Here is a 25,601-nt window from a genome sequence, read left to right on the forward strand (position 1 = left end):
CGAGTGTTGTATGTCAAGACTCGTCATGAAAAGCTAAATAAGCGATGAAGAAGTGGAATGGGTAGGATTAGACTTCGATATCCCAACAAAGCAAGCCAATTTTCGCGTTATCTATCACTCAGAGGTAATAACAGATTTGTCTAAGCTAATGAATGATTTTTCTTTTATGGATGAGCTAGATTTGGATTCTTTTCCAATTCAACATGAGATGAAGCTGTCATTTAAAATGGATGAAGAACCGGTATCAATGACTGACTTTCAATCAGAACCATTACCTATTGATTTTGACGAATCAGTGAGTGAGGATTTAGTGCTATGGGATGTTTATGAGGAAGCTTTTAGTGGAGATGGTTCTAAGATAGGTGGATATGGATTTTTCACCCAACAAGATCCGCGTAGTTATGGTAAGAAATATAAGGGCCACAGCGTGATGCTGCTGCAAATTGATTCAGATGACGATGCAATCATTTGGGGTGACAGCGGAGTGGCAAACTTCTTCATTACTCAAGAGGATTTAAAAAGCAGAAACTTTACAAATGTACTATATAATTGGGATTGCTATTAAGAAGAAAGAGGGATACCAACATAGGTATCCTGTTTTTTTTATTCATTTTTACCAGCCTCAACCATTAAAAAGATAGCGGTCAAAATATGCATAATCATACCGACAACAGGGATCCAACCGAGACATGAAGCAATTATTCCTACAACATGTCCATTTGGCTTTTTACCAGCACGTATGGCAAATACAAGGCCAACGATGTGGAGGGCGAGCATGAACAATAGTGGCGTCCATAAAAGACTTACAACTAGTGTTCCTCCAATAATCGGAAGTCCCCACAATGCTTCCAACCCACCTGCTACCCACTTCAAAACGTTGGATGTCATCGCATCATCTCCTTTTTTCCTTTTAAAAGGTATGCGGAGAGAAAAAGGAATATGTGAAGAGTTGACTTTACAGAATGTGAGGTAAAAAGAAAAGCTACTTATCACGATTCAAATAGTGATAAGTAGCTTTTTTTACAAAATTGAATAGTGACTATCTTTCACATCTGTAATCAACATATGTCCTGGTGCGTGCGTAATCATTAAGTCTGGCTTACTCGACATCGCCACGGATTGTGGGGTTACGCCGCATGCCCAAAATACAGGGATTTCACCGTCCTTCAATGTAACGGTATCTCCGAAATCAGGTTGAGATAAATTGTGAATACCAATTTGTTCAGGATTTCCAATATGAACAGGTGATCCGTGAACAGATGGGAATCGAGAAGTAACTTCTACTGCACGGATGGCATCTGCTGCTAAAAACGGACGCATGCTCACCACGAGATTTCCTTGAAAAGCGCCTGCTGGTTCACAAGGGATATTCGTTATATACATTGGGACATTGCGATCTTCTTCAATATGTCGAATGGAGAGACCATTATCGATTAACGCTTGCTCAAATGTAAAGCTACAGCCAATTAAGAACGACACGAGATCTTCTTGCCAGTACGCTTCAATATCATGGACTTCTTCGGCGAGTATGCCTTTTTTATAAATGCGATATTTTGGTAAATCAAACCGTAAATCCGCATGTGGTGTTGTAAGCTTTGGAACAGGTGAACCTATGTCTGTTACTTCAATAAGTGGACACGATTTAGGATTTCGCTGACAAAACAATAAAAAGTCATATGCATAGGCTTTTGGTAAAATAACGAGGTTTACTTGCGTGTGTCCTGGTGCAAACCCCGAGGTTGACTGAGTAAATTGATTTCTTCGAATTAGACTTCGTAACTCGACAAGATTGAGTTTTCGACTCATTGTCTTCATAAATATCACGCCACCTTTTAGTAGTTTGAAAAAGTCTTACTTCTTCTAATTTACAAAAAATATCGTCTTTTTTAAAGGGATAACAAGTAAATTAGAAAGATTATGAATGAATATGTTCGCTTTTTTAATACGAACAATTCGTGAACAACAAGTGAACATTTATTTTTTTATGACCTACTACTAAAAAAATAGTGGCAGTAACCGCTATAAACTTGTATGATTAAGATGTGAGTGATTACATGGTTGTTACCAAGTACTAAATTGACAGGTAGCTTTTATGAAGAAGGGAATTTGGAATTTGAAAAGTGTTCAGTGATAAAAATATTAGCACTTTATTGGTGCCTCTTATTAGTAAAGAGACGTTCAGGAGGAACTTATGCGTAACGAAAAGCAGAGGAACTTAAATAAGGAAATTGCGCCTTATACAAAATCAGATCTAAAAGCAAGTATACGACAACTATGCAATACAGTTATTCCGTTTGTAGCACTTTGGTATTTAGCGTATGAAAGCTTAGCTATCTCGTATTTTCTAACGTTACCTTTAACGATTATAGCTGCAGGTTTTACGATTCGAATCTTTATCATCTTTCATGATTGTTGTCATGAGTCATTTTTTAAACATTCAAAAGTCAATCGAATTGTTGGAACAATTACAGGCGTGTTAACCTTTCACCCTTATTATCAATGGAAGAGAAGTCACTCCATTCATCATGCGACAAGCAGTAATTTAAATAAGCGTGGGACAGGTGATATTTGGATTTTGACAGTCGACGAATATTTAGCTCAATCGTTTTGGCAACGTCTTGCTTATCGTTTATACCGTAATCCATTCGTTCTCTTTTTGTTCGGGCCATTTTACTCAATCTTAATTGAAAATCGCTTTAATCGTAAAGGTGCACCAGCAAAGGAACGCATCAATACGTATATGACCAATATGGCAATTGTAGGGATTATTGCGTTGCTTTGTTGGTTAATTGGTTGGAAAGCCTTTTTACTCGTTCAACTTCCAATCTTTTATTTCTCAGGTGCAGCAGGCATTTGGCTATTTTATGTGCAGCATCAATTTGAAGATAGCTATTTTGTAAAAGAAGAAGAGTGGGATTATGTAAAGGCAGCTGTCGATGGAAGCTCATATTATAAGTTGCCAAAAATCATTCAATGGTTAACAGGTAATATTGGATTTCATCACGTTCACCATTTAAATCCTCGTGTACCGAACTATTATTTAGAAGCTGTTCATGAAAACACACCTGCGCTTCAAAATGTGACAACGATTACGATTTGGTCAAGTTTAAAAGCAATGAAGTTCCGCTTGTGGGATGAGCGTAACAGAAGGTTTGTTAGTTTTAAAGAATTAAAGAAACTAAGTACAACGATATAAAGAATAAAAGAAGCCTTGCCTACAACATCCATTCACATTATGGATAGAGAGGGCAAGGCTTTTTGCACTTCTGTGATTTTTAGGTAATGGAGCAATTCTTATTGATCTAATCGAATTCCATATAAGAGGTTTTATGCGGCATTAAAAGTCATCGTCAGACGAAGAAATGATGATGTTTAATGTTCTCTCAACTGTGCGTAGTCGTCGATTCAATCGATTTAATCGATTTGTATGGCGCTCTACAACTCGGTTTAATCGCGTAATTTCTTGAGCTTGTAATTCAGTTTGTCTCTCTAAGTTTCTTACACGTCTTTCAAGGCCGCCATAATAAAGAAGCTGTTGGCGCTCTGCTTCAGACTGATTTTGATGCGGTACATATTCTGTCATATAATCATAATTCATATATGGTATTTGTTGGGGAGCATATCCATTATAAAGATAATATGGATTCATGTGTAATCCCTCCTTCTCCTATGTCAGCGTAGTGTAAATACCCTATATGTTATGTAGATGCCTATTATTTGTTTGGGTGGGTGCCTAAAAATGTAAAAATAGCATAAAAAGGCTTACCATTGCAGAAGCAGGTCTAGAAGATGGCAAGAAAGAATATAGTAAGGAAGAAAGAATAAGTGCTTTAAAAAAATTCCTTCTTGACAATCATCCTTTTTCAAAGGATAATATCAAAAAAATTAGAACTAAAAAACGGTAGAGGATTAGTAAATCTAGGGAATGTGATAGAGAGTGAAACCCATCGGCTGAAAGGTTTCTCACAGAAAGCAGATTGAACCTACCTTGTCATACCGCTTATGAAAACATAAGCCGTCTTCCTTCGTTACAGGAACAAAGTGGATGCTTTAGCATCAATGAAGGTGGTACCGCGGAACGATTTTTCCGTCCTTTTTACAAGGATGGAGAAGTCGTTTTTTTATTTTAGAAACAGATAAAGAAAGGTACGAAGAGAATGAAAAAACAACGCATTGTCGTCAAAATTGGAAGTAGTTCGTTAACAAACGATTCAGGGGCATTATCTGAACAAAAGATGCGTGATCATGTAGAAGCGCTTGCGTTTTTAAAACAACAAGGTCACGAAGTCATTCTAATCTCGTCTGGTGCAGTTGCGGCAGGATTTGGTTCACTCGGTTATCCAACGCGCCCTAAAACAGTGGCTGGCAAGCAAGCAGCAGCAGCAGTCGGACAAGGATTATTAATGCAAGGATATCTTTCGCTTTTTAGCGAATACAGCATTGTACCTGCTCAAATGTTATTAACGCGTGAGGACTTTTACAGCCAAGAACGCTTTCGCAATCTTTATTCAGCAATGTCAGAGCTACTTGATCGCGGCATGCTACCCATTATTAATGAGAATGACTCGGTCTCTATCGAAGAATTAACGTTTGGCGATAACGATATGCTATCAGCACTTGTAAGTGGCTTTTTACATGCGAATGCGCTCATTATTTTAACCGACATTAACGGCCTGTATGATGGTAATCCAACCGTTTCAAAAAGCGCAAAAAAATATCATTTCATTCCAACGGTAACTGATGAATTGTTAGGGGTCGCAGGTGACAGTGGTTCTTCTGTTGGAACAGGTGGAATGAAATCAAAGCTTCTTGCTGCTAAAAAAGCCCTTTCACTCGGAGTGAGCGTATTTGTTGGAAAAGGAGAAGGCAAGGAAAAGCTTGTCGATATGTTAGCTGGTAAAGGAGACGGAACCTATATAGGAGGGCCTTTCCAAACACAGATGCAAATGAAAAAGCAGTGGATTGCTCATCATTCTCAAGTAGCAGGTGTCATTGAAATCGATGAAGGAGCTGAAAAAGCGCTCATTCAAAACGGAAAAAGCTTGCTTCCAGTTGGCATTACAACCGTTATGGGTACGTTTAATGCATTAGACGTGGTCGTCGTTCGAAATCAAAAAGGACAAATGATTGGAAAAGGACAAATTCATTATTCGTCCGAGGACCTTCAAAAAGTGAAAGGATTACCTAGTGAGCAAGCGAAAAGCTATTCAATTAATCAACGTGCAGAAGTCATTCATCGAGACAATTGGGTGACGGTTGAAAAGGAGCGTGTATGAAGATGAGTGAGTTAATTCAAAAAGCAAAGAAGTTACAGCAAGCAGCCAAAACATTAAGCATGCTAACAACGGAAGAAAAGAATGAAGCGTTAGCGAAAATGGCAGATCGTCTTTTAAACGAAAAAGCATGGATTGTTGCTGAAAATGAAAAAGACATTAAACAAGGTGAACAAAATGGCTTTTCTCCAGCCCTTTTAGATCGCTTACTATTAACCGAGGATCGAGTGGAACAAATTGTTGAGGGCATTCGTCAGCTAATGGAATTAGAAGATCCAATTGGAGAAGAGATTGAGGCTTGGGAACGACCAAACGGGTTACATATTCAAACAATTCGTGTGCCGCTTGGTGTGGTTGGAATGGTGTATGAAGCACGTCCGAATGTGACCGTTGATGCAGGGAGTCTGTGTTTAAAAGCTGGAAATGCGGTGCTTTTACGAGGAAGCTCATCGGCACTTCATTCAAATAAAGCGCTCGTTCATGTCATGAGAGAAGCATTAACTGATTCAGCCATTCCAGCGGATGCGGTTCAATTATTAGAAGACACAAGTCGTGAAACAGCAGCGGATATGTTTAAGCTAAATGAATATTTAGATGTACTCATTCCACGCGGCGGAGCCGGGCTCATTCAATCCGTTGTTCAACATGCAACGGTCCCCGTCTTAGAGACAGGTGTAGGAAACTGTCACATTTTTGTGGATGAAACGGCACAAAAACAAATGGCAATTGACATTGTCATCAATGCAAAAACACACCGCCCATCGGTTTGTAATGCGGTGGAAACGGTCTTAATTCATAAAGAGTGGCCTCATATTTCTATCCTGCTGCATGCACTTCATGAGCAAGGAGTCGAGCTACGTGGAGATGAAAGCTTAGTGTCAACTTATTCGTTTATGAAACAAGTAACAAACGAAGATTGGCAGACAGAATTTTTAGCACCGATTTTAGCGGTCAAGCTTGTACAAAATGTAAAAGAGGCCATTGTGCACATTGATCAGTATGGAACGAAGCATTCAGAAGCAATTGTTAGTGAGGAAGGCCAAAACGTAAGCCTGTTTTTCCAAGCAGTTGATGCTGCGGTCCTATATCATAACGCATCTACTCGCTTTACAGATGGTGAACAATTTGGTTACGGAGCCGAGATTGGCATTAGTACACAAAAGCTACACGCAAGAGGACCGATGGGACTAAGAGCGATTACAACGACAAAAGCGATTGTCAGAGGGACAGGTCAAATTAGAAAATAAAGAGATGAATAAGGGACAAAACTCTTATTTTATCTCCGATTGATCAAGAGTAGAGACTCGTTCCATGTTAGGTAAGGATGAAACAAGTCTCTTTCTTTTACCGTTAGCATAGACCTTCTTCTATGCATTCCTTCTCGCACCACTAGGGTATGATAAAGATTCGAAAACTAAGAAGCTTGTGCCTAATGAACGTTCTGAAGATATTAAATATATATTTGCAGAAGTAGTTAAAGGTACTACTATACCTGACTTATTAAGGAAGCTTAAAAGTATGGAGATGAAGACAAGGCAAGGATATGACTTTAAGTACAATAGTATCCAACGAATTATCACTAACGAAGCATGCAAAGGGACAATCATTAGTAATAGAACAATTGATAGATACTCTAAAATCTTCGACCAAAAGAAGAGTGGATTATTGTTCATAATGCACACCCACCTATAGTTGATCAAAATATATGGGAAATAGCTAATAAAGTGGTCAATGAGTATTCATTTAAAGCCCCGAGAGGATATATCCAACAAGTAATTTGATATACTGTGCGAATTGTGGGAAAGTACAAGGTTGTAACTATCACCCACATATCGACAAGTTTTATATTAAACATTGTCAATGCGGTAACAGAAGCTTTTATTATAATTCTGTTTTAACTTTGATTAAGGAGGAAGTAATAAGACATAAGGACAGCCTCATAAAAGCACTAGAAATATTAGAAGAAGGTAAACAGGAAGACAATACTGAATATAAAATGAAAAAGTTAAGTAGCAGATTAAATAAGTCTAAAAAGGCTTTAGACAACATCAATTTTCTTTTTGAAGAAGGCGAATATGATATTGTTGAGTACAGACAGAGAAAATCTAAAAGACAAGAAGAAATAAAGCTAATAGAAGAAATATTGACACTAGAGAGGGCAGGTAAAACGGCTAAAATTAAAACTGTACAGGAACAAATTAAGGCAATTGATAGTCTTATAGGTAAATAGAATTTTCTGGACGGTGAAGGCTATTCAGATGAAAAAGTAAATCGTTTATTGCATGTTTTGATTAGTGGTGTATTATGGTCTTACAAAAAAGGTGCGGAATCTCCCGATATGAACATAATTTACAAGTAGGGATAATCATTGTTGATTCTCTTTTTTATTTAAACAAAAAGAAAAACCCCTAACAGCTAAAAGCCGTTAGAGGGAAAAGGCAAAGGTCAGCCTTTATTTATATAAGGTTATTAAGAACAAAAGATTGACTTCGTCACTCATTCACTTCGTTCGTTCGTTCGTGCAATTCTTTAACTAATAACTATAATTCCTGTCTATAGCTATCATTAGTTATTTGGAGAGGAACTTTAGTTCCGAACTGGCGAAGTCATATTCTTTATTACTGTTATAGCAGTTATTTATAATTTATTATCTTTACTTCTTCTCTTACTAGTTTACCAACGAACCCTCATTTAAAGGTAGTTTTTAAAAGGGGTTTTTTACCAACTATAAAACTCTTGATACCGCTGGTTTTCTTTAAAGTCATAAGTTTAGGGATTAACCTGTGGGACCCTGTACGGATTTTGGGATATTTGTTAATCACATGATATTTTAACCAACTAAAGACCTTTGAATTTAATGGGTTTCTAAATAGTTAGTCACAACGCTAATATTATTCTGTTTCTTACTAAAGTTGCTTTACCACGAGGCAATTTTAGTCACATCATTATTTCCTGGTCCTGGTATTCTTAAAGTCTTTCCAAGGTATCTTGCTTCGAAACGGTAATATAATTCTCTTCGACTTAAATCTGTCCCGATAATCAACTTCCATTTTACTTTTGTTGGAACACCATAGACAGGTATTGTATACTCATCTTGGAATGGTGGTAATTGGCCAGCAGGCATTGGCATTGTTGTATCTACTACTACATTGTCAAATACTAATGCTTGAAGCTGTAACTGCTGACCTCCACGAAGAATTTTACCTCTTACTGTAAATCCCAATGGTCCGAATACAGGGACGTTAATATCGAATGGTTTTGAACTTACTTCAGTACCACCTGTTGTACCACCTGTTGTACCGCCTGTTGTACCACCTGTTGTACCGCCTGTTGTACCGCCTGTTGTACCACCTTCAATAATAGCAGACCATACAGTACCAGTTCCTTGCTGGCATGTATACGTACCTGAAACAGAATTTCCTTGGATTACACCTACGTAATCACAATCGCCACCTTCGTTTGCTTGTCGTCTCTGTGCAGTCACTTGATTGCCGTTAAGTGTAATAAAGATAGTGGCATAGATAGGGTTGTCGTGCGGGTGCGTATATACTGCATCAAAAACATTGGAATTTCCTCTACGTGTCCATGTCCATTTCCATTGTTTTTCTTGTCCTACCCATCTTGTACCTAATTGGTCTACTCGAAATGATACATTCGTTGGATTACTGTAGTAATGATGATACTGATTGTATTGTGGAGTAACATAATTATATGGATTAGCATAGTAATTTCTATTATCAAGGTAATACGGGGTGCTATTGTAATAAGGACATAGGTAATAATTTGGGAAACCGTAGTTATTATACATAAATATAACCTCCTATCAAGTTGTAGCTAAGAAATACAAATTATCATATGTAAAATTAAGTGGAGGGTGTTTGGATAATCTGAAAAAATGAAATCAATGCACAAAGGATCTCTAGCTGAGAACTTTCATGAAATAGGGGTTTGGGAGTTTTGGGGGTGTTGAAATTTGTGTAAATATCGCTTACTTGCTCTTTTTATACAGTTTCATAGAAATGTTTTTTAAACATTAGGAAACCTCAAAAAAATGACCACACCTATTTCAGTGTAGCCTTCTTCTTAGCACGAATTAAGGTACTTTTACTTATTCCTGTTGTTTCCTCGACTTCTTTATATGAATGAGTTTCTAACAACTTCAAAGCGTGTTCTAGCTGTTTCTTAGTATATTTGTTTGGTCTGCCCTTCTCTAAAGTCGTCGCGCTGCTTTGCAATAGCCTTACCTTCCTGAGCACGTTCTACAATCATATCCCTTTCAAACTCAGCAAAGGAACTCATAATATTAAAGATTAGTCTGCCTGCTGGTGTTTCCTCAACTATACCCATATTTAATACATGAACCCTGACTCCCTTTTTAAATAGTCCTTTAATAGTTTTTATAGCATCACCTGGAAGCGGTCTAATTTAGTAATTACTAAAGTGTCGCCAGCCTCAAGGGTTGATAGCAATTCTTTAAAGTGTGGTCTATCTGCTTTTGTACCTGTGAACTTCTCAGAATGGATTTTTTCACAGCCCTCATTTTCTAATACTGTTATTTGTGATTCTAAATCTTGATTAACTGTTGATACCCTTGCATATCCGTATTTCATATGTAAAAACCCCATTTTCTTTAGTTTATTTATGACACTGTGATTATAAATATTACCACTAAATAATATTAGGGCTATACCTACCGATACAGCACCTGATTAGCACCTCTAAACAGGCAAGTGAATAGGAAAGAGGGAAGGGCAAGAACTAGGACAACGAGGGCAACAGGACAAGGCAAGGAAGGACAACAGCACGAAACAAGAAGGGAAGGACAATATGTAATGAATGAAGAACAAACGAATGAAAAGAAATAAAGAAAAGAAACAAGTGAACTTAGGCACGATACATCAAGGAATAGAATAAAGATCAGGCCTACCAGCATACCCTCACTATAGGGGCGTGTATGTCCAAATAGGCGATCTGGCACTTACTGTTTATGTACCGTTTTTTAAAACCTTTCCACGCACAATTGGTGCTGCAAAGCAAACATAGTTATTACCACTTCTGCTGAAACGACTTTCCAATTAAAGTAATGTAAGTTAGAGTGCTTTAAAATAAGTTAGGTTAAATTAAATTATTTGTAGTTTAATTTACTAGGTGATATAATCTGTGTTTATTTAGTTTACAGTCTCGTCTACATTTGGTAAGTTTAGAATATCAGATGCAGTTTTGGAGGATTATATGAATATTGAAGAATTTTATCAAAGAGAAAAACCAATTGAGAAAAAGTAAATATCAATATATTTAGACACTGACGTAATTGAAGCCTTCGATGAATTTGGAAAAAGTAACGGCAAAGGTGCAAAAAGTGATCTAGTTAATAATTTCTTAAAAAAGGTTTTTAACATTGGGCAGGAAGATGTCCTTAATAACCTTGGAAAAGAGTTCAATGATCCTATGAATGAAATAAATTTACAGTTCAATCAAATACACCAAAAGCTTGATAGAATCATAGCTAAAAAAGAAGAACAAAACGAAGAACAAAACAAAGAACTTCGCCAAGTCTTACTAAAAGTTTTAAAAAACTTAGAACGTTAATATAGTCAAGAGTGTGCTAACATGGGAGTAATAAACATTGATAGCACCTCTTTAATTTCTAATGATTTCTTTGAGTTCGTCAAATGTGTCTAACAGGTATTCGATAATTTTCTTGATTGCTTTCCTCGTAAAAGTGTTCGTCGCTGTCTGACGAATAAATTGATTCATCAATGACTTCAACTACCGCATATATTTTACGCTTTAGCTTTTGTTTACCGCTTATTTGTTCCTTATTTCTATAGTTGTAACCAACTCTAATAACACCTAATTGTCCTTTCTGAAACCAGCCTTTTTGCCAACTAGTTATTGAAAATGTATTTTCAACTTTATTTGATGCTAAGAAATCGTTAATAGCCCATTTCTTTGGATTACAGAAGAATGTCCAAAATCCTGTAGATTCAACTCTTTCCATCTTTATGCCTCTTATGTTTCTTTAATAAAGCTTAATCTTTTCTAATAGCTGTTCACTTGTATATAACTTATCGTAATGTTCTCTTATAATCTCTTTAGTATTTAGATCATTTCTAATTCTTTTAATGAATTTACTAAAGTCTGGATTTTCCTTGCATAATTTATTTACTGTTTCCCAATCAATATCTTTCTTTGGTTTAGCGGGGAATAGTATTTCTGAAGAGTCGGGTTCTTCTACATTTAATTTAATAATTCCTATTCCAAATGATGTTGTTAATCGCTTTAATTCACTCATAAATTCATCATCATTTAAAATCTTAGCAGTAACTAGATAGCCTTCGTTAGCCCATGTAGAGTTAGAGACTGTTTGAAAAAATGCTTTCCTAATGTTGGTGAAATCTAGCTCTTTTTTTAGTTCGAAGGAATATATTTTTGACAACTGGCCACCATGAATTAAGCCAAAGTCTAACACCTCTGATTCCCATTCTTCTATAGGAAAGTTAATTCCGACAATATCAGGGTGTAGCCATTGGGTAAAAGAACGCTTTAAGGACTTTTCGTGATAAATAGTCTTTGTATAAACATTTAAATATGTGTAGGCGAAGTAAGATAAGAGGGGGTGTAAGTCCCGTTCAGAGTATAAGGGCTTTTTATATACTTTCTGCCTTACTTCCTCAACTACTGGCTTATTTGAGATAGCTTGAATATGGACTGGCTGTAATTCTTTCATAAAGAACTTTTTGGGCTTAGTATCAATCTTGATAAAAGGTGTTTCAGGGTTGTCTTTTAAATCTACATATATTTTAGCCCCCATAGTTCTCCATGGAGTTTTTCCCTTTGTTTCTACCAACATGTCATATTTATTTTCCACAGCGTATTCCCACATTTCTTCTGCGGTTAACGGTTGTTTTGATTCCTGTAATATTTTCACCGCTAGTTCTCCGAATGTTAATCTATTCATGAGTTAACACCTCACTATTTTAAAGTTCTGACTAATACTATATTACCATAAATCCCCTGATGGATTTTTAATTATGTAGCTAAAAGTACCCTAAATAGTTCTTCAATTGCAAGTACATGTTGGTAGAGGTATTTAAAAGAACTTTAACATTCAGTTACTAAGGTGCTAAAAATGCGGAAAGAGACAGTTAAGAAAAAGAAAGAAGTTACTATACATGTTACAATTATCAATAAGCCGTCTAATAAGGCAATTTTAAATACAGCAAGAATTTTAAAGACTTTAGGAACTAATTTCTAAGGTGTTTCTTTATTTTCACTTAAAGTTATCCTTAAAAACTGGTCCTACGAGCCGTGTGATTTTTATGCGGGTTTGTTAAAAAGAATAAGAACCATACTGCATGATTTTGTTCATCGGCTGCTGCACGTTGAAATGTTGCTTGAATAAAAGGGTTTTGAGATTTATCAGCGATATCTAAATAAAAGTCCACCGTTTCTTGCTCATCTTTAAATGCTACTAGTGTTCCTGCTCGATACGTACTTTTGCATTCTTCCGTTTGTGTTAAAGTAGGTGAAGTCCCTGTTAAACTCATATATATTTGGTGAAATGCTTCGAAGTGCCGTTTTTCATCTTTACGTATTTCAAGAATATGTTGTCGTTCTTCTTGTGTCGGTGCCATTTTGGCTAATTCTTTATAGCATAATATGGCACTATATTCATCATTAATTGCTCGCTGAATCTCTGTTATTAATCGTGAATCGTTCTGTAAGGTAGAATAATGGGATAGATGAAAAGAGTGATTTATATACATAGTAAAAAATCCTCCATATTTAAATAGTTAACGTATTATATATGTCAGTAAAACAGATAGAGGTGCAAGGTCTATTTAAGTGTATATAAAACAGAGTCGAAATAAGTTAAGAGTTGTCCGTACATTTGAAATTAAAATATTCAGTAAATAATTCTTGAAGGGTCGTGAAGAATTTGGTAAGATAAGAGCAATTCAAAGACTATATGTGACTGGCGAAACACGGATGACCGTGAGGGAGCATATAGTGTCGTTTAGCCGTTCGCCTGGGCAGAGGTAAGGGAAAGCAGTTCCTTACCTTTTTCTGTTTATAAGGAGAGGATGCAACAAGACGACTGTAACTTTTTATCGTGTTGGTACATGTAGGTTTTCTTGAGTGTAAAAACGTAGGTTGAAAAAATTATCAACAAAAAAGGGGAAAACAAAATGAGCGCATTACTAGTACAAAAAGTCAAAACAATCAAAACATTAAACAACATTGCACAAAGCGGCTTAAATGTTTTTAACAACGATTATTTCAAAATTGACAATGACAGTGAAAATCCAGATGCTATCGTAGCACGTAGCTTTAACATGCATGATATGGAATTTGGATCAAATCTAAAAGCAATCGCGCGTGCGGGAGCGGGTGTTAACAACATTCCAGTTGACCGATGCACAGAAGAAGGGATTGTTGTGTTTAACACACCTGGTGCGAATGCGAATGCGGTGAAAGAAATGGTCCTAACGTCATTAATGGCTTCATCTCGTAATCTTTTTGCTGGTATAGCATGGACGAAAACGTTAGAAGACCAAGGTGATCAAATCCCGAAGCTTGTCGAAGCAGGAAAGAAACAATTCGTTGGAAAAGAAATTAAAGGAAAAACATTAGGGGTAATCGGCTTAGGAGCAATTGGGGCTCTTGTGGCAAACGATGCACTTGATTTAGATATGGATGTCATCGGATTTGATCCATTTATCTCTGTTGATACGGCATGGAGCTTATCTCGTAACGTTCAGCGTGCCATGACAATTGAAGAGCTATTTGCACAATCGGACTACATCACGGTACACGTTCCACTTACAGATAAGACAAAAGGAATGTTTAATAAAGAAACATTCCGCATCATGAAGCCAGGTGTTCACATTTTAAACTTTTCACGTGGTGAGCTTGTGAATGAAATTGACATGGCGGTAGCGCTTGAAGATGGAAAAGTAGGTAAGTACATTACCGATTTTCCGAATGAGAACGTATTAAAAATGAAGAACACGGTTCCGATTCCACACCTTGGGGCATCTACACAAGAATCAGAAGAAAATTGTGCAGTGATGGCAGCTCGTCAAGTAAAAACGTTCTTAGAAACAGGAAACATTAAAAACTCTGTGAACTTCCCAAATGCATTTATTCCTTACACAGGAAAGCGACGCGTCACAGCGTTTCATAAAAATGTACCAAACATGGTTGGTCAAATGACATCAGCTGTTTCAAGTTACAGCTTGAACATTGCGGACATGGTGAATAGAAGTCGCGGCGAATATGCGTATACAATGATTGATATTGATAACAAAGTAAATGGTGATATTATTCCAGGGCTAGAAGAGCAGCTTAGCCAAATAGAAGGTATGATTACAACTCGAATTATTTAAGGATGGTTACGTGAAGAGTCTCACTTTCTTTTCAGGAGCGAGACTCTTTTACATGACAACTTAAGTAAATGGGCATTCTTTTAATAAAGGAAAAAAGAGTCAACCGTTTGGCTGACTCTTTTTGTGTTAAAACGTATGAGCAACATCTTTCGCTCGTGCTATTGCATGTTCTTTGATTTCTTGTGCTTTGTCTGGCATTGCCGCATGTCCTTCAACAAATACTCCCTCAAACGAAGGAACGCCGAAGAATTGCATAATGACGCTTAAATAGCGATGCCCCATTTCAAGTTCAGCTGCAGGACCTTCTGAATAAACACCGCCACGAGCTTGAATGTGTAATGCCTTTTTATCTGTTAGCAAGCCAACTGGACCTTCTGCTGTATAGTTGAATGTTTTTCCAGCAACTGCTACCGAGTCAATATAGGCCTTCATGACCGGTGGAAATGAGAAATTCCACAGTGGTGTAACAAACACGTATTTATCGCCAGAAACAAACTGATCGCATAGCTCTGACAGTCTACCTACTTTTGCTTTTTCCTCTGCAGAAAGCTCCTCAAAACCTTTACCTGATTGAAGCTTTCCCCAGCCGCTAAACACATCAACGTCAATATGAGGAATGTTCTCTTTGTAAAGGTCAATATGAACAATTTCATCAGACGGATTGACTTCTTTATACGTATCCATAAATGCTTTCCCCACAGCCATACTATAAGAAGCAGTATCGTCATGTGGATGAGCCGTAATGTACAGTACTTTAGCCATTGTTGCACTCCCCCTATTTCTTTGTACTAAAAGTCTGTGCGTTTTAGTTTGTGAAGAGACATCCTATTTATGTGCTTTGTAGCTGTTGAAGTATTTTGATGAACTGTCTTTATCTAACAGATTTATTTTGCCGCTACAGACGTACACTACTAACAAAGAATAAGACGTTAAAACCTCGGTTTTGTACGAATCGAGGTTAAATGTGTTTTGGTTTTGAAGAAAACTTGGTTAGGTCTTTAGGAGTGTGAGTAAATAGAGAAATTTTACCTATTTAGCTAAAATCTTTTCAAACTTATACTTTAAATGTTAAAGTTTCCAGTTAATTTACAGACGGGGAGTTTTGTATTAGAACGTAGAGACAGCGATAAGTTCGTAAAATGATTCATAGAGAGGAGTGCATCGGTTGGGAGCTATACGTTATGAAGCAAGTACGCTTTTACAAGCAGCAAGAGAGCGGGTAAAGGCATATGAACAGTTAGAGCAACAGATTCTTCATTTACAGCAAACCTTTAACGGAGTGGCTAACCTAGGTGAAGATTTAAAAGGAAAAGGAGCCGATAACATAAAGCAATTCTATAAAGGTCACGCTTCTATTGTAGATCAATGGCTCAATTTAATCCGTACACAGCTCGCTTTTTTTAAAAGTATTCCATTATATATGGAAAGTGAAAATTTAGCGGGGCAAACGCTTGTTTATGAAGGGTTTCTCGAAGGAGAAGTAGCAACTGGTATTCAAAAATCAAGAGAAATGGTCAATCAGCAACAATCGTCATTAAATGATATTTTGTCTTCCATTCAAGATATTGTTTCGTTGAATGTCTTTTCAGACGAAGTATTTGAAGAATCGATGGAACGAGCTGAAAAAGACAGAAAAGATACAGTCGAAGCAGTACGAACACTTGATGAAACACTTTTGAGTGAATATAGCAGACTTGATGTTTATTATCAATCAGTCGCGGCAAATCAACAAGCACTTATGAGCGCAACGAATAATGGCGGAAACGCTTCGCCTCTTTACTTTGATGAGCGAGCATTTCAGTCTAGTCGTGCTTATCAACTTCAAGAAAAAGCAACGGAAATGGCATTTTCGTATTTACGTCAAAAAGAACGAGAGCGAAAAGCATTAGAAGAACGCATTGAAGTTGCTCGAACATATGACTTTACTGAAGTGTATGAAAATCTGAATGCGACAGCAAGCAGTAAGGTAGATGAAGCACTTGATGGTCTAAAAGAATTTGGTCGAGGCTCAATGGATAGCATCCTATCAGCAAGTGAAAAATCAGCCAATAGCTTTAAAGAAATAGGTTCAGATGTGTGGGAAGGCATGGAAAACCGAGCTGATAAATGGAATGACTCATGGTATGATTTTGGAAACTACATGACAATGGGTGCATTCGATGGGGCGGTGGGCTTTAGAGACGGACTAAAAGATCGATCTGATCAAGCATTAAATTCAACTTATGATTTCTTCAACTATGCATCAGTCGGTCTTCTCGATATTGCCAATGAAGCAATCAACCCAAAAGACCCGCTCTCAAAAGAACATTGGAGCAGCAGTATCGCCTTATTCACAACCTTCCTAGGCGGAGTAAAACCGGTAAGTGCCACAAAATCAAAAATAGATATCGAAAGCACAAGAGCTCCTAAACAGCAGCCAGTCGTTCAACAACCGAAACGACCAACAGCACCAGCTCTGTCCCTTGTTGAAAGGTGGAAGCGTATGCTGTCGATGCCGGTGTTGCATAACAATGAGTTCGCGTTTGCAGGTATTGGTAGTCATGATATGATTCCAGATGTCAAACCAGAAACACCAAAACAATCGAATGTTATGAACTTCTCAACCGTAGACAATTACGGTGGTTCTCGACGAATAGACAGTTCAAAAACCATTCGTACTGTTAATGATGCCCATGAATGGGGAGAAAAACACTACCGTGAGTGGCTAAATTGGTTAACAGATCAGGAGCGAGAAGGTATTATTGATTACACAGGTAATGATTATGCGCCTATCAATAGATATTTAAGAGAAATAAGTGATACGTTAGAAGAAGGAGTCGACTCTCGAACAATTAGCGCGATTTATAACGGGCTGTCGAAAGCGGAAGTACCTCATGATATGACGGTATATCGTGGTACTGGAATAGGTGGAATTAGGAAATATCTAGAGTTTGATGAGTATCGTGAAGTTATTAATATTGAAAATTTTGTAGGTAGGATTGTGGAAGAAAAAGGATTTATGAGTACCGCAATACTAAAAGATAGCTCTTTTAATAACCAAGTATCTTGGACAATTAATGTTCCAGAAGGTGCTGATGGAGCATATGTGGGATCAGTAAGTAAATTTCCAGATGAAGCAGAACTTTTATTCAATATGAATCAAAAAATGATTATTAGAGAAGCGTCAGTAGATGATTATGGCAATATAAATTTAGTAGCAGATTTAATAAAGAAAAAGGAGATGGAATAATGCGTAGAGGTTCGTTGCAAGATAAGTGGGATTCAGATGAAAGTATATATATTGGAGTAACAATAAAAGAAAGGTTATACCCAACCATCCTAGGAGGCATTGTGGGAGACGCATTAGGCGTGCCCGTAGAGTTTAAAGATCGTGATACGATAAATGTAACCACGATGACAGGTTATGGTACATATAATCAACCGGAAGGAACGTGGTCAGACGATACATCGCTTACGATGTGCTTAATTGAAACCATCATCGAAGGAAAAGACGAGCGCGGTTTAATGGAGAAGTTTGAAAAGTATTGGAGTGAAGGATACTGGACGCCATATGGTGAAATGTTTGACATTGGAATTGCGACAAGTGATGCCATTTCACGTTATAAAAAAGGTCTACCCGAAAGTGAATGGGGAGGAAAAGGTGAATACGACAACGGAAATGGTGCGTTAATGCGTATTGCACCGCTTGCATTTACTTTATGGGATGAGTTGGACTTTAACAAACGTCGAGAAGAAGTAGAAAGAGTAGCGCACGTTACGCATTGTCATCCGCGCTCTACTTTAGGATGTATAATTTATATGGAATATCTACTTAGACTTTTTTCTAATAATAAGCCTCTTGACGCTTATGAGAGAGCGATTAATATTTGTAAGAGACACTTAACAGGCACCATATATGAACAAGAATTTGCAGCGTATTCACGCATCATGGATTTAAGTTTGCCAACGCTAGAAAGAGACAATATCCAATCCACAGGCTATGTCGTCAGCTCATTAGAAGCGTCTATCTGGTGTTTTCTTAATACCGACAACTATAAAGATGCCGTACTAGCAGCGGTGAATCTTGGTGGAGATACCGATACAATTGGTTTTATTACAGGAACCATCGCAGGTATGTATTATAAAATGGATGGTATTCCAAAAGAGTGGATGGATCAATTAGCGAGAAAAGATGACCTTTTAGATGCTTGTAAGAGGTTCTTTCATTATTGTCATGAACGCGCTGATATACAGCGCAAAGAGCGTGGAGAGTGAATGTGTGAAGAACCATGTTTGACCATTTATAAGCTTGTATGAGCTGTATCAAAGTGAGCGTGTTTCTCTCACTTGATACAGCTCTTTTTTATATTTATCATGCTTTCTGACATTTTATCTTAATTTTCTGAATAATAAATACTAATACGAGCTATGTCAAGAGAACTAGTCGTTTCGCACATACCACTTAATAAGGGGGCGCTGTATTGAAAGTTACGCTTAAAGATGTGCCAGCTATAGATGTTCATGCCCATCCGTATGAAGCCAATGTAGCACCATATACGGAAGTAGAATATGTTCGAAAGCTTTCTTTATCGGTTGTTTCAAACAATATTTCTAATCAAACAAAACGAATGGTAAAACAACCGTTTCCAGGCACGAATATGTGGGTGCAAATTTTAATTAAACGATTGTCTTCCTTTTTAGGATGTGAGCCAACTCTTGAAGAAGTCGTGGCGTATCGAAACCGTAGAGCGACAAACTTTAAGCAATTTACCCATGAACTCTTTCAAGATGCCAATCTAACAGGGATTGTAGGTGATTTTGGGTATCCTCAACCGCCACTTACGAAAGAACACTATCAAGATTTATGTGGAGTACGTATGTGGGAGGTGTATCGAATTGAGCCTGTGATGGTTCGAATGAGTGAACAATGTGACTCTTTTACACAGTTTGTTGAAAGCTACCGAGAAGATGTAAGAAATGAATTGCAAAAAGACGGAGTGATTGGTTTAAAATCCATCATTGCGTACCGAAGTGGTCTTGATATTCAAGAGATGAATGAGTCAAAAGCAAAAAATGATTATGCCACATTTAAAGCAAACACTCGCGCTGAAGCTAAAAATCTTCGAGACTATTGTTTACACATTGCGATGGAGGAATGTACAAAGGCAAATAAAGTGATGCATATTCATACCGGAATTGGTGATGGAGACGTCATCCTTCCAAAAGCAAGTCCAAGCTTTCTATTAGAAATGTTGCGACACGAAAAGTATAAAAGCGCAAAGGTTCATCTCGTACATGGAGGCTATCCTTGGGTAGAGGAAGCAGCTTTTATTGTGAGTATTTTGCCGAATGTCTATATGGACATCTCCCTGCAAAATCCTTTTAGCGGACATGGAGTAAAGCGCATTTTATCTCAGATTTTTGAACTTGCTCCTTTTGATAAAGTGATGTATGGCTCTGATGCGTTTACGATGCCGGAGATGAATTGGCTTGGCGTGCACTTGTTTAAAGAATGTTTTGAAGAAGTGTTAAATGAGTGGGTAACGTGCGACTATATGGATGCAGAGACTGCACGAATAATTGGTGAGATGGTTCTTTACAGAAACTTTGAACATGTTTACCAAGATCATTTAAAGGGGGCTACATCATGAGCAAACCACAAACGTTAAGTCTTGAGCCGCAAAGAAAGCTTGGTTATTGGTCCATCTGGGCACTTGGCGTAGGAGCGGTTATTGGAGATGGTATCTTTGTGTTAATGGGGCAAGGAATTGCTACGGCAGGACCGAGTGCCATGCTCGCGTATTTAATCGCGGGACTTTCACAGTTGTTTTTAGTTATTGCACTTGGCGAATTAGCAGTTGGCATGCCAAGCGCAGGGGCAATGTCTCAATGGGTAGAACGATTCATTGGAAAATGGTGGGGGTTTTTAGCTGGCTTTGCATTTGCGATTGGATGGGTTATTGCTGGCGGTAGTGTGGGGCTTGCATTAGGAAAGTTAACCATGTGGTTTTTTCCGAGTTTAACAGGGAATATATGGCCTGTCTTTTTTGCGATATTGTTTATTTCAATCTTTGCTATTTTAAACATTTTAGGCGCAGAGATTGCAGCAAAAACACAGCTTGTCCTCGTTGTCATTATGACGCTTGTCATGGCACTGTTTTCGATTATTGGCTTAAAAGATATCAATCTTGCTAACTTTCAACCATTCTTTGCAACTGGGTCGGAAGGATTTTGGGGAGCGGTTCCACTTGGAACGTATGCGTATCTTGGCGCGGTGACGCTCGCAACCGCAGGGGGAGAAGTGCGAAATCCAAAAGATTTACCGAAAGCTCTTATTTGGGCAAGTATTACATTTCTCGTTCTATATACAGCGGCACAAGCTGTGTTACAAGGATTAATTCCATGGGAACAGATTACGATGGATGGCTCACCGTTTACAGATGCAGCTGAGATGGTATTTGGCATTGCGGGTGCGTACATTATGAACATAACGGCTTGGATTGCGGCCGCTACGTGCTTATTAATGGGAACGTTATATGCATCTTCACGTATTTTTTATGCACAAGCGAAACGAGGGTTTCTTCCTGCATTTCTTGGTCAAATTAACCCAAAAACAGGCACACCCGTAAATGGCATTCTTGTTGTATGGGCAGTTTCCGTTTTGTTAATCATTTTAGGTTCGTTTAATCCAGACTTTCTCTATGTGGAGCTATCGACACAGCTTGTATTAGCGTGGCTTGTATCATGGACATTAGCACTCATTGCAGCTGTTTTATATCGAAAGCGTGCTTTTGATGAAGTGCAACAATTACCTTGGAAGCAACCGCTTTATCCGTTATTTCCAATCCTCGGTTTTATCGGAATTATCATTGTCTTCTACGGTACGTTCATCGGAGCACCGATGACACTTGTACGCGGTATCGTTTGGATGGCCGTTTTATATGTGCTGTTTCGTATGTTCCATAAAAATAAAAATGAATCAACAGACGCGAATGGCTAAAGAATCATGATGAAACATGTACGTGTCTCCTTAGAATTAGAGGCGAAATTAGTAAGCATTCGTCAACATTTACACAAACACCCAGAGCTATCGTTTCAAGAATTTCAAACGCAACAATTTATTATCTCCATTTTAAATGAATGGTCTATTCCTTTTAAAAGAATAGGAGAGACGGGCGTTTTTGTAGATATTGTCGGTGAACATGGAGAAGGGCCTCACATTGGGATTCGAGCGGATATTGATGCTCTTCCAATTCAAGAGAAGACGGAATTATCATTTGCTTCCGTCTATCCAGGTGTGATGCATGCGTGTGGTCATGATGGACATACAACCATTTTACTCGGAACGATTTATCAACTTTATCACAATCGGAGCCTCCTATCTGGGAGGGTCCGTTGTGTGTTTCAGCCTGGTGAAGAGGTAGATGGTGCAGCACATCAACTTATTCAGCTAGGTGTGTTAGAAAATCCAAAAGTGGATGAAATGCTTGCTCTGCACTTATGGCCTCACCTTCCACATGGAACGGTAGGGATTAAATACGGTGCCATTACCGCTTCCTGTGATGATTTTCGCATCGAGATAAAAGGAAAAGGAGGCCATAGCGCAAGACCTCATCAAGGGGTTGATGCCATTATGATTGGTGGTCATATTCTTCAAGCAATTCCGACGCTAGTCACAAAAACAACGAACCCTGTTGAACCAGTGGTCATTCACGTTGGGAAGATTTATGGAGGAGCAGCAAGTAACGTAGTGGCAGATACGGTTTTACTAGAAGGTACGACAAGAGCGGTCACGAGAGAAACGCGAGCAACATTAAAACATCAACTAACCGAGCTAAGTGAAAGAATTACAGAAGCTTTTGGTGGTAAAGCCTATGTGTTTTATGAAGAGAGTCATCCACCAGTAATCAATGACGAGTCTGTGACAAAGGTAGTAGAAGAGAGTGCACGAAAGCTATTGGGAGATGAACAAGTAGTCATGTTAAAAGAGCCGTCAATGGGTGCAGATGATTTCGGTGCTTTTGCAGAAGTAGTGCCAAGTACATACTTTCGTCTCGGTACCGCTCTTTCACATCAACCTGTTTACGACTTGCATCATCCTCAATTTACGTTTGATGATTCCATTCTCTCGATTGGTGTTGACTTATTTACGTCTATCGTTTTAAAAACGCTACAAAAAGGAGGAAAGAGCCAGTGAGAACAAAAGATGATGTGCTCGAAGAAGTCAAAAAGCAAGACATTCAGTTTATTCGAATCGAATTTTTAGACTACGCCGGCGTAACGAGAGGGCGTACCATTCGTGCATCACAATTAAAAAGCGCATTTGAACAAGGCGTTAATTTTAGTACGGCTATTATGAGTTTTGACATGTTTGACGAGTACATCCCTGATCCTACATTTGGTCCGGACGATGGGGACTTTTTTGCTGTTCCAGACCCTACTACTTTTGCAATCATTCCTTACCGAAGCCATACGGCAAGAATGCTTTGTGACTTAGTTGATGTTGATGGAAATCCATGGCCAGGCTGCCCTCGACAAGTATTAAAGCGGTTGTTGAATGAAGTAGAAGTAGTACTTGGTGGAACATTAAACATGGCGTTTGAACAAGAGGCTTACCTTTTAAAAGAAGTAGGAGGAAAGCTCCTTCCGGCTGATCAGAGTCATTGCTTTTCAACAGACGGAGTCGATATTCAAGATGACTTTATTCAAGACTTTGTTTCGACACTAGAAACGATGAATGTCACAACTGAACAAATTTCAAGTGAATACGGACCAGGACAGCTTGAAATCAATTTGAAGTATACAAACGCATTAAAAGCAGCGGATGATCAAGTGACATTTATGCACGTATTTAAGCAGCTTGCTCGTAATAAAGGGATGATTGGTACGCTTATGCCAAAGCCTTTTCAACATTTAGCGGGAAGTGGACTTCACGTGCATATGAGCTTATTTAATGAAGAAGGTGAGAACCTATTTGCTGATGTGACCGACAAACGAGATCTCGATTTATCGAAAACGGCTTATCAGTTCATTGGAGGACTGTTAACGCATGGAACATCTCTTGTAGCCATTGGCGCACCTAGTATTAACTCCTATAAAAGGATGCAGCCAGGTTCATGGGCTCCCGCTCATATTTGCTACGGAATGGGAAATCGTTCGGTGTTGATTCGTGTTGTTGATAAACGACGAACAAGACGTTTTGAATACAGAGGCGCAGACGGTACGTGTAATCCATACTTACTTGCAGCCTCTCTTATCGCAGCTGGACTTCAAGGTATTCAACATCGAATCGACCCCGGAGATCCAGCGCATTTTGATGTAGGTCATGCATCGGAATGTCAACTAAAAGAAAAGAACATTCACTCAATACCAAGAAACCTAAACGACGCCATCAATAGTCTCGAACAAGATGCAGTGTTAGCTCAAGTCATCGGTCCTACAATCTGGAAGGAATTGATTAAAATTAAACGAACAGAATGGGACAAATATTTGCGACATGTGAGTGATTGGGAGTTAGGGGCGTTTTCTGAGAAGTTTTAATTCTTTTAAAAAAAAACGATTCATAGGCTCGTCCCACCACTTATAGTTGCTTACACGAAACCACTGTTTTAAGCAGTGGTTTTCTTATGTCATGAAGAGATATTTTTAGATAAGATACTAAAGAAAAAAGTCGCAAAAGAGGTAGTGACGTTACATAATAGAAACGGAGAAGTAATTCTAAATATAAAAAAATAAAGCTGCACACTCATTTTGGGGCAAGGTGATTAGTTAGCAAACAGCGGGGACCTTTTCTGAACGAGAAAAAGAATAACGTAATAGTTTCATAGTTTTGTTAAGGTAAAAGAGTGGAGGGGTAAAAATTAGATGAGCGTGACACATACACAGTTAAAAAAGATGACGTTAGAAGAATTAGAAGAACTAGAGCAAGACCTTCATGATAAAGAGGACAACATAGAGTATTCTTTATATGCTCAAAAAATTAGCGTATACAAAGAAATGTATGCAAGGCTTCACAAACTAGCAAGAGAGAACAAAGAAGTAGCGAGGTATCTTGAGTATGTAAAAAAGAAGCTTTTATTTTGTCTCATTCACTATGGCACACATTTAAAAATGAAATACGAAAAAGATGATAAGATGGCCGTAAATTGTTTAGAACAGGCATTAAAATACGATGGGAAAAACCCAATCGCAGCGTATCGGCTAGGCTTCTTATCTTATAAACAAGAAAAGTATGACATGGCGCTCAATTACTTTCAAATGGCTATTAGGAACCAGACTTATGATGAAAGCAGAAAAGATTATCGATTAAATCATCAACAAATGATAAATGCACACCTTTATTTAACAAACAGTGCACTTTATATAGCAGCAAAAACACATGATGAGCTAGACGCGATGACACATGGGAGTCAACAAGAGCTCCCAAACTATGAATTTTCGTCTCTGTATCGTAGTTTAAAAGAAAACGAGACCTATTTAGAAAAGAATGCATTTTACAAAGTGAGTCAAGATGGAAAAGTGATGTGTTCAAAGCAAGAGTGTGAAGAATTAATTGAGAGCGAGCTATCTCATACGATTTTCCTTTATTTTAGTGATCGAGATATCAGACTCTCTTTTGGTGAGTACGATTGTCAGCTTAGTCCGAATCATGCGCGTATTTTTCATTATTTACTAACGAACACATCTCAACACTCACCAGGTACAAGAATCAACATGAAGTTATTTTTTACAGATTCACATGTGAAGGATGAAGTAACAAAAGATGCATTTAAACGAGCAATCAGTAGGTTGAGAGGAAAGATACGGGAGTGTGATATTCCTAACATCATTCAAACGACCAACCACTATGGTGAAACAGCATATTATTTTGATGGACAACTTCCATATTACGTGATGTACAGGGTAGACGATCCAATCGAATAGTTCTCTTGAAAAAGGTGGTGACAGGGGTGTCACC

Annotated in this window: 24 protein-coding genes, 1 pseudogene, 1 riboswitch and 1 other annotated feature; of the genes and pseudogenes, 16 read left to right on the forward strand and 9 right to left on the reverse strand. The window is 38.0% G+C overall.

What is annotated here, in order from left to right; translation table 11 throughout:
* Positions 1-52 precede the first annotated feature (52 nt).
* Positions 53-565 carry a DUF1963 domain-containing protein gene (locus tag JOC83_RS04605; RefSeq protein ID WP_205184358.1) on the forward strand — a complete coding sequence of 171 codons (513 nt, stop codon included), beginning with the start codon at positions 53-55 and terminating at the stop codon, positions 563-565.
* A gap of 38 nt (positions 566-603) precedes the next feature.
* On the opposite strand, the gene JOC83_RS04610 is transcribed toward JOC83_RS04605, so the two are convergent.
* Positions 604-888: a hypothetical protein gene (locus tag JOC83_RS04610; RefSeq protein WP_205184361.1), complete on the reverse strand. Its 285-nt coding sequence runs from the start codon at positions 886-888 to the stop codon at positions 604-606.
* Positions 889-1,020: 132 nt separating this feature from the next.
* A complete protein-coding gene (locus JOC83_RS04615) occupies positions 1,021-1,815 on the reverse strand; it encodes a putative hydro-lyase (RefSeq protein WP_205184364.1) in 795 nt (264 codons plus the stop codon).
* 376 nt (positions 1,816-2,191) lie between these two features.
* Here JOC83_RS04615 and desA point away from each other — a divergent pair, with 376 nt between their 5' ends.
* The gene (desA, locus tag JOC83_RS04620; RefSeq protein WP_205184368.1) at positions 2,192-3,196 is read left to right on the forward strand and encodes a Delta(5) desaturase DesA; all 1,005 of its coding nucleotides are present in this window, start codon (positions 2,192-2,194) and stop codon (positions 3,194-3,196) included.
* A gap of 141 nt (positions 3,197-3,337) precedes the next feature.
* Here the strand turns inward: desA and JOC83_RS04625 are convergent, their stop codons facing one another.
* Positions 3,338-3,649, reverse strand: coding sequence for a hypothetical protein (locus JOC83_RS04625; protein ID WP_205184371.1), 312 nt, complete (start codon positions 3,647-3,649; stop codon positions 3,338-3,340).
* Positions 3,650-3,892: 243 nt separating this feature from the next.
* Positions 3,893-4,098, forward strand: a binding site (T-box leader).
* A 59-nt stretch (positions 4,099-4,157) separates the two neighbouring features.
* Between JOC83_RS04625 and proB the strand changes: the two genes are divergently transcribed.
* The 5 genes from proB (at position 4,158) to JOC83_RS04645 (ending at position 7,503) form a co-directional block, all read left to right on the forward strand.
* Complete coding sequence (gene proB / locus JOC83_RS04630; RefSeq protein WP_205184374.1) at positions 4,158-5,276, forward strand: glutamate 5-kinase; 1,119 nt, start codon at positions 4,158-4,160, stop codon at positions 5,274-5,276.
* A gap of 2 nt (positions 5,277-5,278) precedes the next feature.
* Positions 5,279-6,520 (forward strand): glutamate-5-semialdehyde dehydrogenase, encoded by a 1,242-nt coding sequence (locus tag JOC83_RS04635; protein ID WP_205184377.1) that lies wholly within the window; start codon positions 5,279-5,281, stop codon positions 6,518-6,520.
* 178 nt (positions 6,521-6,698) lie between these two features.
* Positions 6,699-6,965, forward strand: a complete 267-nt coding sequence (locus JOC83_RS20305) for a recombinase family protein (protein ID WP_205184380.1) — start codon at positions 6,699-6,701, stop codon at positions 6,963-6,965.
* A complete protein-coding gene (locus tag JOC83_RS20310; protein ID WP_378912588.1) occupies positions 6,938-7,054 on the forward strand; it encodes a hypothetical protein in 117 nt (38 codons plus the stop codon). Before JOC83_RS20305 ends, JOC83_RS20310 begins: the two co-directional genes overlap by 28 nt.
* A gap of 119 nt (positions 7,055-7,173) precedes the next feature.
* Positions 7,174-7,503 (forward strand): hypothetical protein, encoded by a 330-nt coding sequence (locus tag JOC83_RS04645; RefSeq protein WP_205184382.1) that lies wholly within the window; start codon positions 7,174-7,176, stop codon positions 7,501-7,503.
* Positions 7,504-8,190: 687 nt separating this feature from the next.
* On the opposite strand, the gene JOC83_RS04650 is transcribed toward JOC83_RS04645, so the two are convergent.
* Both JOC83_RS04650 and JOC83_RS04655 read right to left on the reverse strand, forming a co-directional pair.
* Positions 8,191-9,081 carry a hypothetical protein gene (locus tag JOC83_RS04650; RefSeq protein ID WP_205184385.1) on the reverse strand — a complete coding sequence of 297 codons (891 nt, stop codon included), beginning with the start codon at positions 9,079-9,081 and terminating at the stop codon, positions 8,191-8,193.
* A gap of 253 nt (positions 9,082-9,334) precedes the next feature.
* Positions 9,335-9,883, reverse strand: a pseudogene (locus JOC83_RS04655) (recombinase family protein).
* An 838-nt stretch (positions 9,884-10,721) separates the two neighbouring features.
* On the opposite strand from JOC83_RS04655, the gene JOC83_RS04660 reads away from it, so the two are divergent.
* Positions 10,722-10,862, forward strand: a complete 141-nt coding sequence (locus JOC83_RS04660) for a hypothetical protein (RefSeq protein ID WP_205184387.1) — start codon at positions 10,722-10,724, stop codon at positions 10,860-10,862.
* Between the two features lie 79 nt (positions 10,863-10,941).
* Here the strand turns inward: JOC83_RS04660 and JOC83_RS04665 are convergent, their stop codons facing one another.
* The 3 genes from JOC83_RS04665 to JOC83_RS04675 form a co-directional block, all read right to left on the reverse strand.
* Entirely contained in the window at positions 10,942-11,274 is a 333-nt protein-coding gene (locus JOC83_RS04665; RefSeq protein ID WP_239583301.1) for a hypothetical protein, read from the reverse strand.
* A 21-nt stretch (positions 11,275-11,295) separates the two neighbouring features.
* Complete coding sequence (locus tag JOC83_RS04670; RefSeq protein ID WP_205184389.1) at positions 11,296-12,234, reverse strand: COG2958 family protein; 939 nt, start codon at positions 12,232-12,234, stop codon at positions 11,296-11,298.
* Positions 12,235-12,562: 328 nt separating this feature from the next.
* Complete coding sequence (locus JOC83_RS04675; protein WP_205184391.1) at positions 12,563-13,042, reverse strand: ferritin-like domain-containing protein; 480 nt, start codon at positions 13,040-13,042, stop codon at positions 12,563-12,565.
* A 195-nt stretch (positions 13,043-13,237) separates the two neighbouring features.
* A riboswitch (ZMP/ZTP riboswitch) is annotated at positions 13,238-13,318 on the forward strand.
* Positions 13,319-13,465: 147 nt separating this feature from the next.
* Here JOC83_RS04675 and JOC83_RS04680 point away from each other — a divergent pair.
* Positions 13,466-14,665 (forward strand): phosphoglycerate dehydrogenase, encoded by a 1,200-nt coding sequence (locus tag JOC83_RS04680; RefSeq protein WP_205184393.1) that lies wholly within the window; start codon positions 13,466-13,468, stop codon positions 14,663-14,665.
* A 126-nt stretch (positions 14,666-14,791) separates the two neighbouring features.
* Here JOC83_RS04680 and JOC83_RS04685 read toward each other — a convergent pair whose 3' ends face one another.
* Complete coding sequence (locus JOC83_RS04685) at positions 14,792-15,427, reverse strand: FMN-dependent NADH-azoreductase (RefSeq protein ID WP_205184396.1); 636 nt, start codon at positions 15,425-15,427, stop codon at positions 14,792-14,794.
* 403 nt (positions 15,428-15,830) lie between these two features.
* Between JOC83_RS04685 and JOC83_RS04690 the strand changes: the two genes are divergently transcribed.
* From JOC83_RS04690 to JOC83_RS04720, 7 genes are all read left to right on the forward strand, one after another.
* Positions 15,831-17,894 (forward strand): T7SS effector LXG polymorphic toxin, encoded by a 2,064-nt coding sequence (locus JOC83_RS04690; protein WP_205184399.1) that lies wholly within the window; start codon positions 15,831-15,833, stop codon positions 17,892-17,894.
* The gene (locus JOC83_RS04695) at positions 17,894-18,919 is read left to right on the forward strand and encodes an ADP-ribosylglycohydrolase family protein (protein WP_205184402.1); all 1,026 of its coding nucleotides are present in this window, start codon (positions 17,894-17,896) and stop codon (positions 18,917-18,919) included. The genes JOC83_RS04690 and JOC83_RS04695 overlap by 1 nt, the downstream gene beginning before the upstream one ends.
* 206 nt (positions 18,920-19,125) lie before the next feature.
* Positions 19,126-20,295 (forward strand): amidohydrolase family protein, encoded by a 1,170-nt coding sequence (locus JOC83_RS04700; protein ID WP_205184406.1) that lies wholly within the window; start codon positions 19,126-19,128, stop codon positions 20,293-20,295.
* Positions 20,292-21,644 carry an APC family permease gene (locus JOC83_RS04705; RefSeq protein WP_205184409.1) on the forward strand — a complete coding sequence of 451 codons (1,353 nt, stop codon included), beginning with the start codon at positions 20,292-20,294 and terminating at the stop codon, positions 21,642-21,644. Before JOC83_RS04700 ends, JOC83_RS04705 begins: the two co-directional genes overlap by 4 nt.
* Before the next feature lie 9 nt (positions 21,645-21,653).
* Complete coding sequence (locus JOC83_RS04710) at positions 21,654-22,841, forward strand: M20 metallopeptidase family protein (RefSeq protein ID WP_239583302.1); 1,188 nt, start codon at positions 21,654-21,656, stop codon at positions 22,839-22,841.
* On the forward strand, positions 22,838-24,184 hold the full coding sequence (locus JOC83_RS04715; protein WP_205184415.1) for a type I glutamate--ammonia ligase: 1,347 nt from the start codon (positions 22,838-22,840) through the stop codon (positions 24,182-24,184). The genes JOC83_RS04710 and JOC83_RS04715 overlap by 4 nt, the downstream gene beginning before the upstream one ends.
* A gap of 324 nt (positions 24,185-24,508) precedes the next feature.
* Complete coding sequence (locus JOC83_RS04720; RefSeq protein ID WP_205184418.1) at positions 24,509-25,567, forward strand: hypothetical protein; 1,059 nt, start codon at positions 24,509-24,511, stop codon at positions 25,565-25,567.
* Positions 25,568-25,601: the final 34 nt, after the last annotated feature.

Origin of the sequence: Priestia iocasae (genome assembly GCF_016909075.1) — a bacterium.
GTDB lineage: Bacteria > Bacillota > Bacilli > Bacillales > Bacillaceae_H > Priestia > Priestia iocasae.

Excerpts from the sequence above, each read along its gene's own strand:
- JOC83_RS04695 (WP_205184402.1), top strand. The coding sequence starts at position 17,894 with ATGCGTAGAGGTTCGTTGCAAGATAAGTGGGATTCAGATGAAAGTATA.
- JOC83_RS04720 (WP_205184418.1), top strand. The coding sequence starts at position 24,509 with ATGAGCGTGACACATACACAGTTAAAAAAGATGACGTTAGAAGAATTA.
- JOC83_RS04675 (WP_205184391.1), bottom strand. The coding sequence starts at position 13,042 with ATGTATATAAATCACTCTTTTCATCTATCCCATTATTCTACCTTACAG.
- JOC83_RS04635 (WP_205184377.1), top strand. The coding sequence starts at position 5,279 with ATGAGTGAGTTAATTCAAAAAGCAAAGAAGTTACAGCAAGCAGCCAAA.
- desA (WP_205184368.1), top strand. The coding sequence starts at position 2,192 with ATGCGTAACGAAAAGCAGAGGAACTTAAATAAGGAAATTGCGCCTTAT.
- JOC83_RS04625 (WP_205184371.1), bottom strand. The coding sequence starts at position 3,649 with ATGAATCCATATTATCTTTATAATGGATATGCTCCCCAACAAATACCA.
- JOC83_RS04685 (WP_205184396.1), bottom strand. The coding sequence starts at position 15,427 with ATGGCTAAAGTACTGTACATTACGGCTCATCCACATGACGATACTGCT.
- proB (WP_205184374.1), top strand. The coding sequence starts at position 4,158 with ATGAAAAAACAACGCATTGTCGTCAAAATTGGAAGTAGTTCGTTAACA.
- JOC83_RS04670 (WP_205184389.1), bottom strand. The coding sequence starts at position 12,234 with ATGAATAGATTAACATTCGGAGAACTAGCGGTGAAAATATTACAGGAA.
- JOC83_RS04705 (WP_205184409.1), top strand. The coding sequence starts at position 20,292 with ATGAGCAAACCACAAACGTTAAGTCTTGAGCCGCAAAGAAAGCTTGGT.
- JOC83_RS04610 (WP_205184361.1), bottom strand. The coding sequence starts at position 888 with ATGACATCCAACGTTTTGAAGTGGGTAGCAGGTGGGTTGGAAGCATTG.
- JOC83_RS04665 (WP_239583301.1), bottom strand. The coding sequence starts at position 11,274 with ATGGAAAGAGTTGAATCTACAGGATTTTGGACATTCTTCTGTAATCCA.
- JOC83_RS04650 (WP_205184385.1), bottom strand. The coding sequence starts at position 9,081 with ATGTATAATAACTACGGTTTCCCAAATTATTACCTATGTCCTTATTAC.
- JOC83_RS04615 (WP_205184364.1), bottom strand. The coding sequence starts at position 1,815 with ATGAAGACAATGAGTCGAAAACTCAATCTTGTCGAGTTACGAAGTCTA.
- JOC83_RS04660 (WP_205184387.1), top strand. The coding sequence starts at position 10,722 with ATGAATGAAATAAATTTACAGTTCAATCAAATACACCAAAAGCTTGAT.
- JOC83_RS04710 (WP_239583302.1), top strand. The coding sequence starts at position 21,654 with ATGAAACATGTACGTGTCTCCTTAGAATTAGAGGCGAAATTAGTAAGC.
- JOC83_RS04680 (WP_205184393.1), top strand. The coding sequence starts at position 13,466 with ATGAGCGCATTACTAGTACAAAAAGTCAAAACAATCAAAACATTAAAC.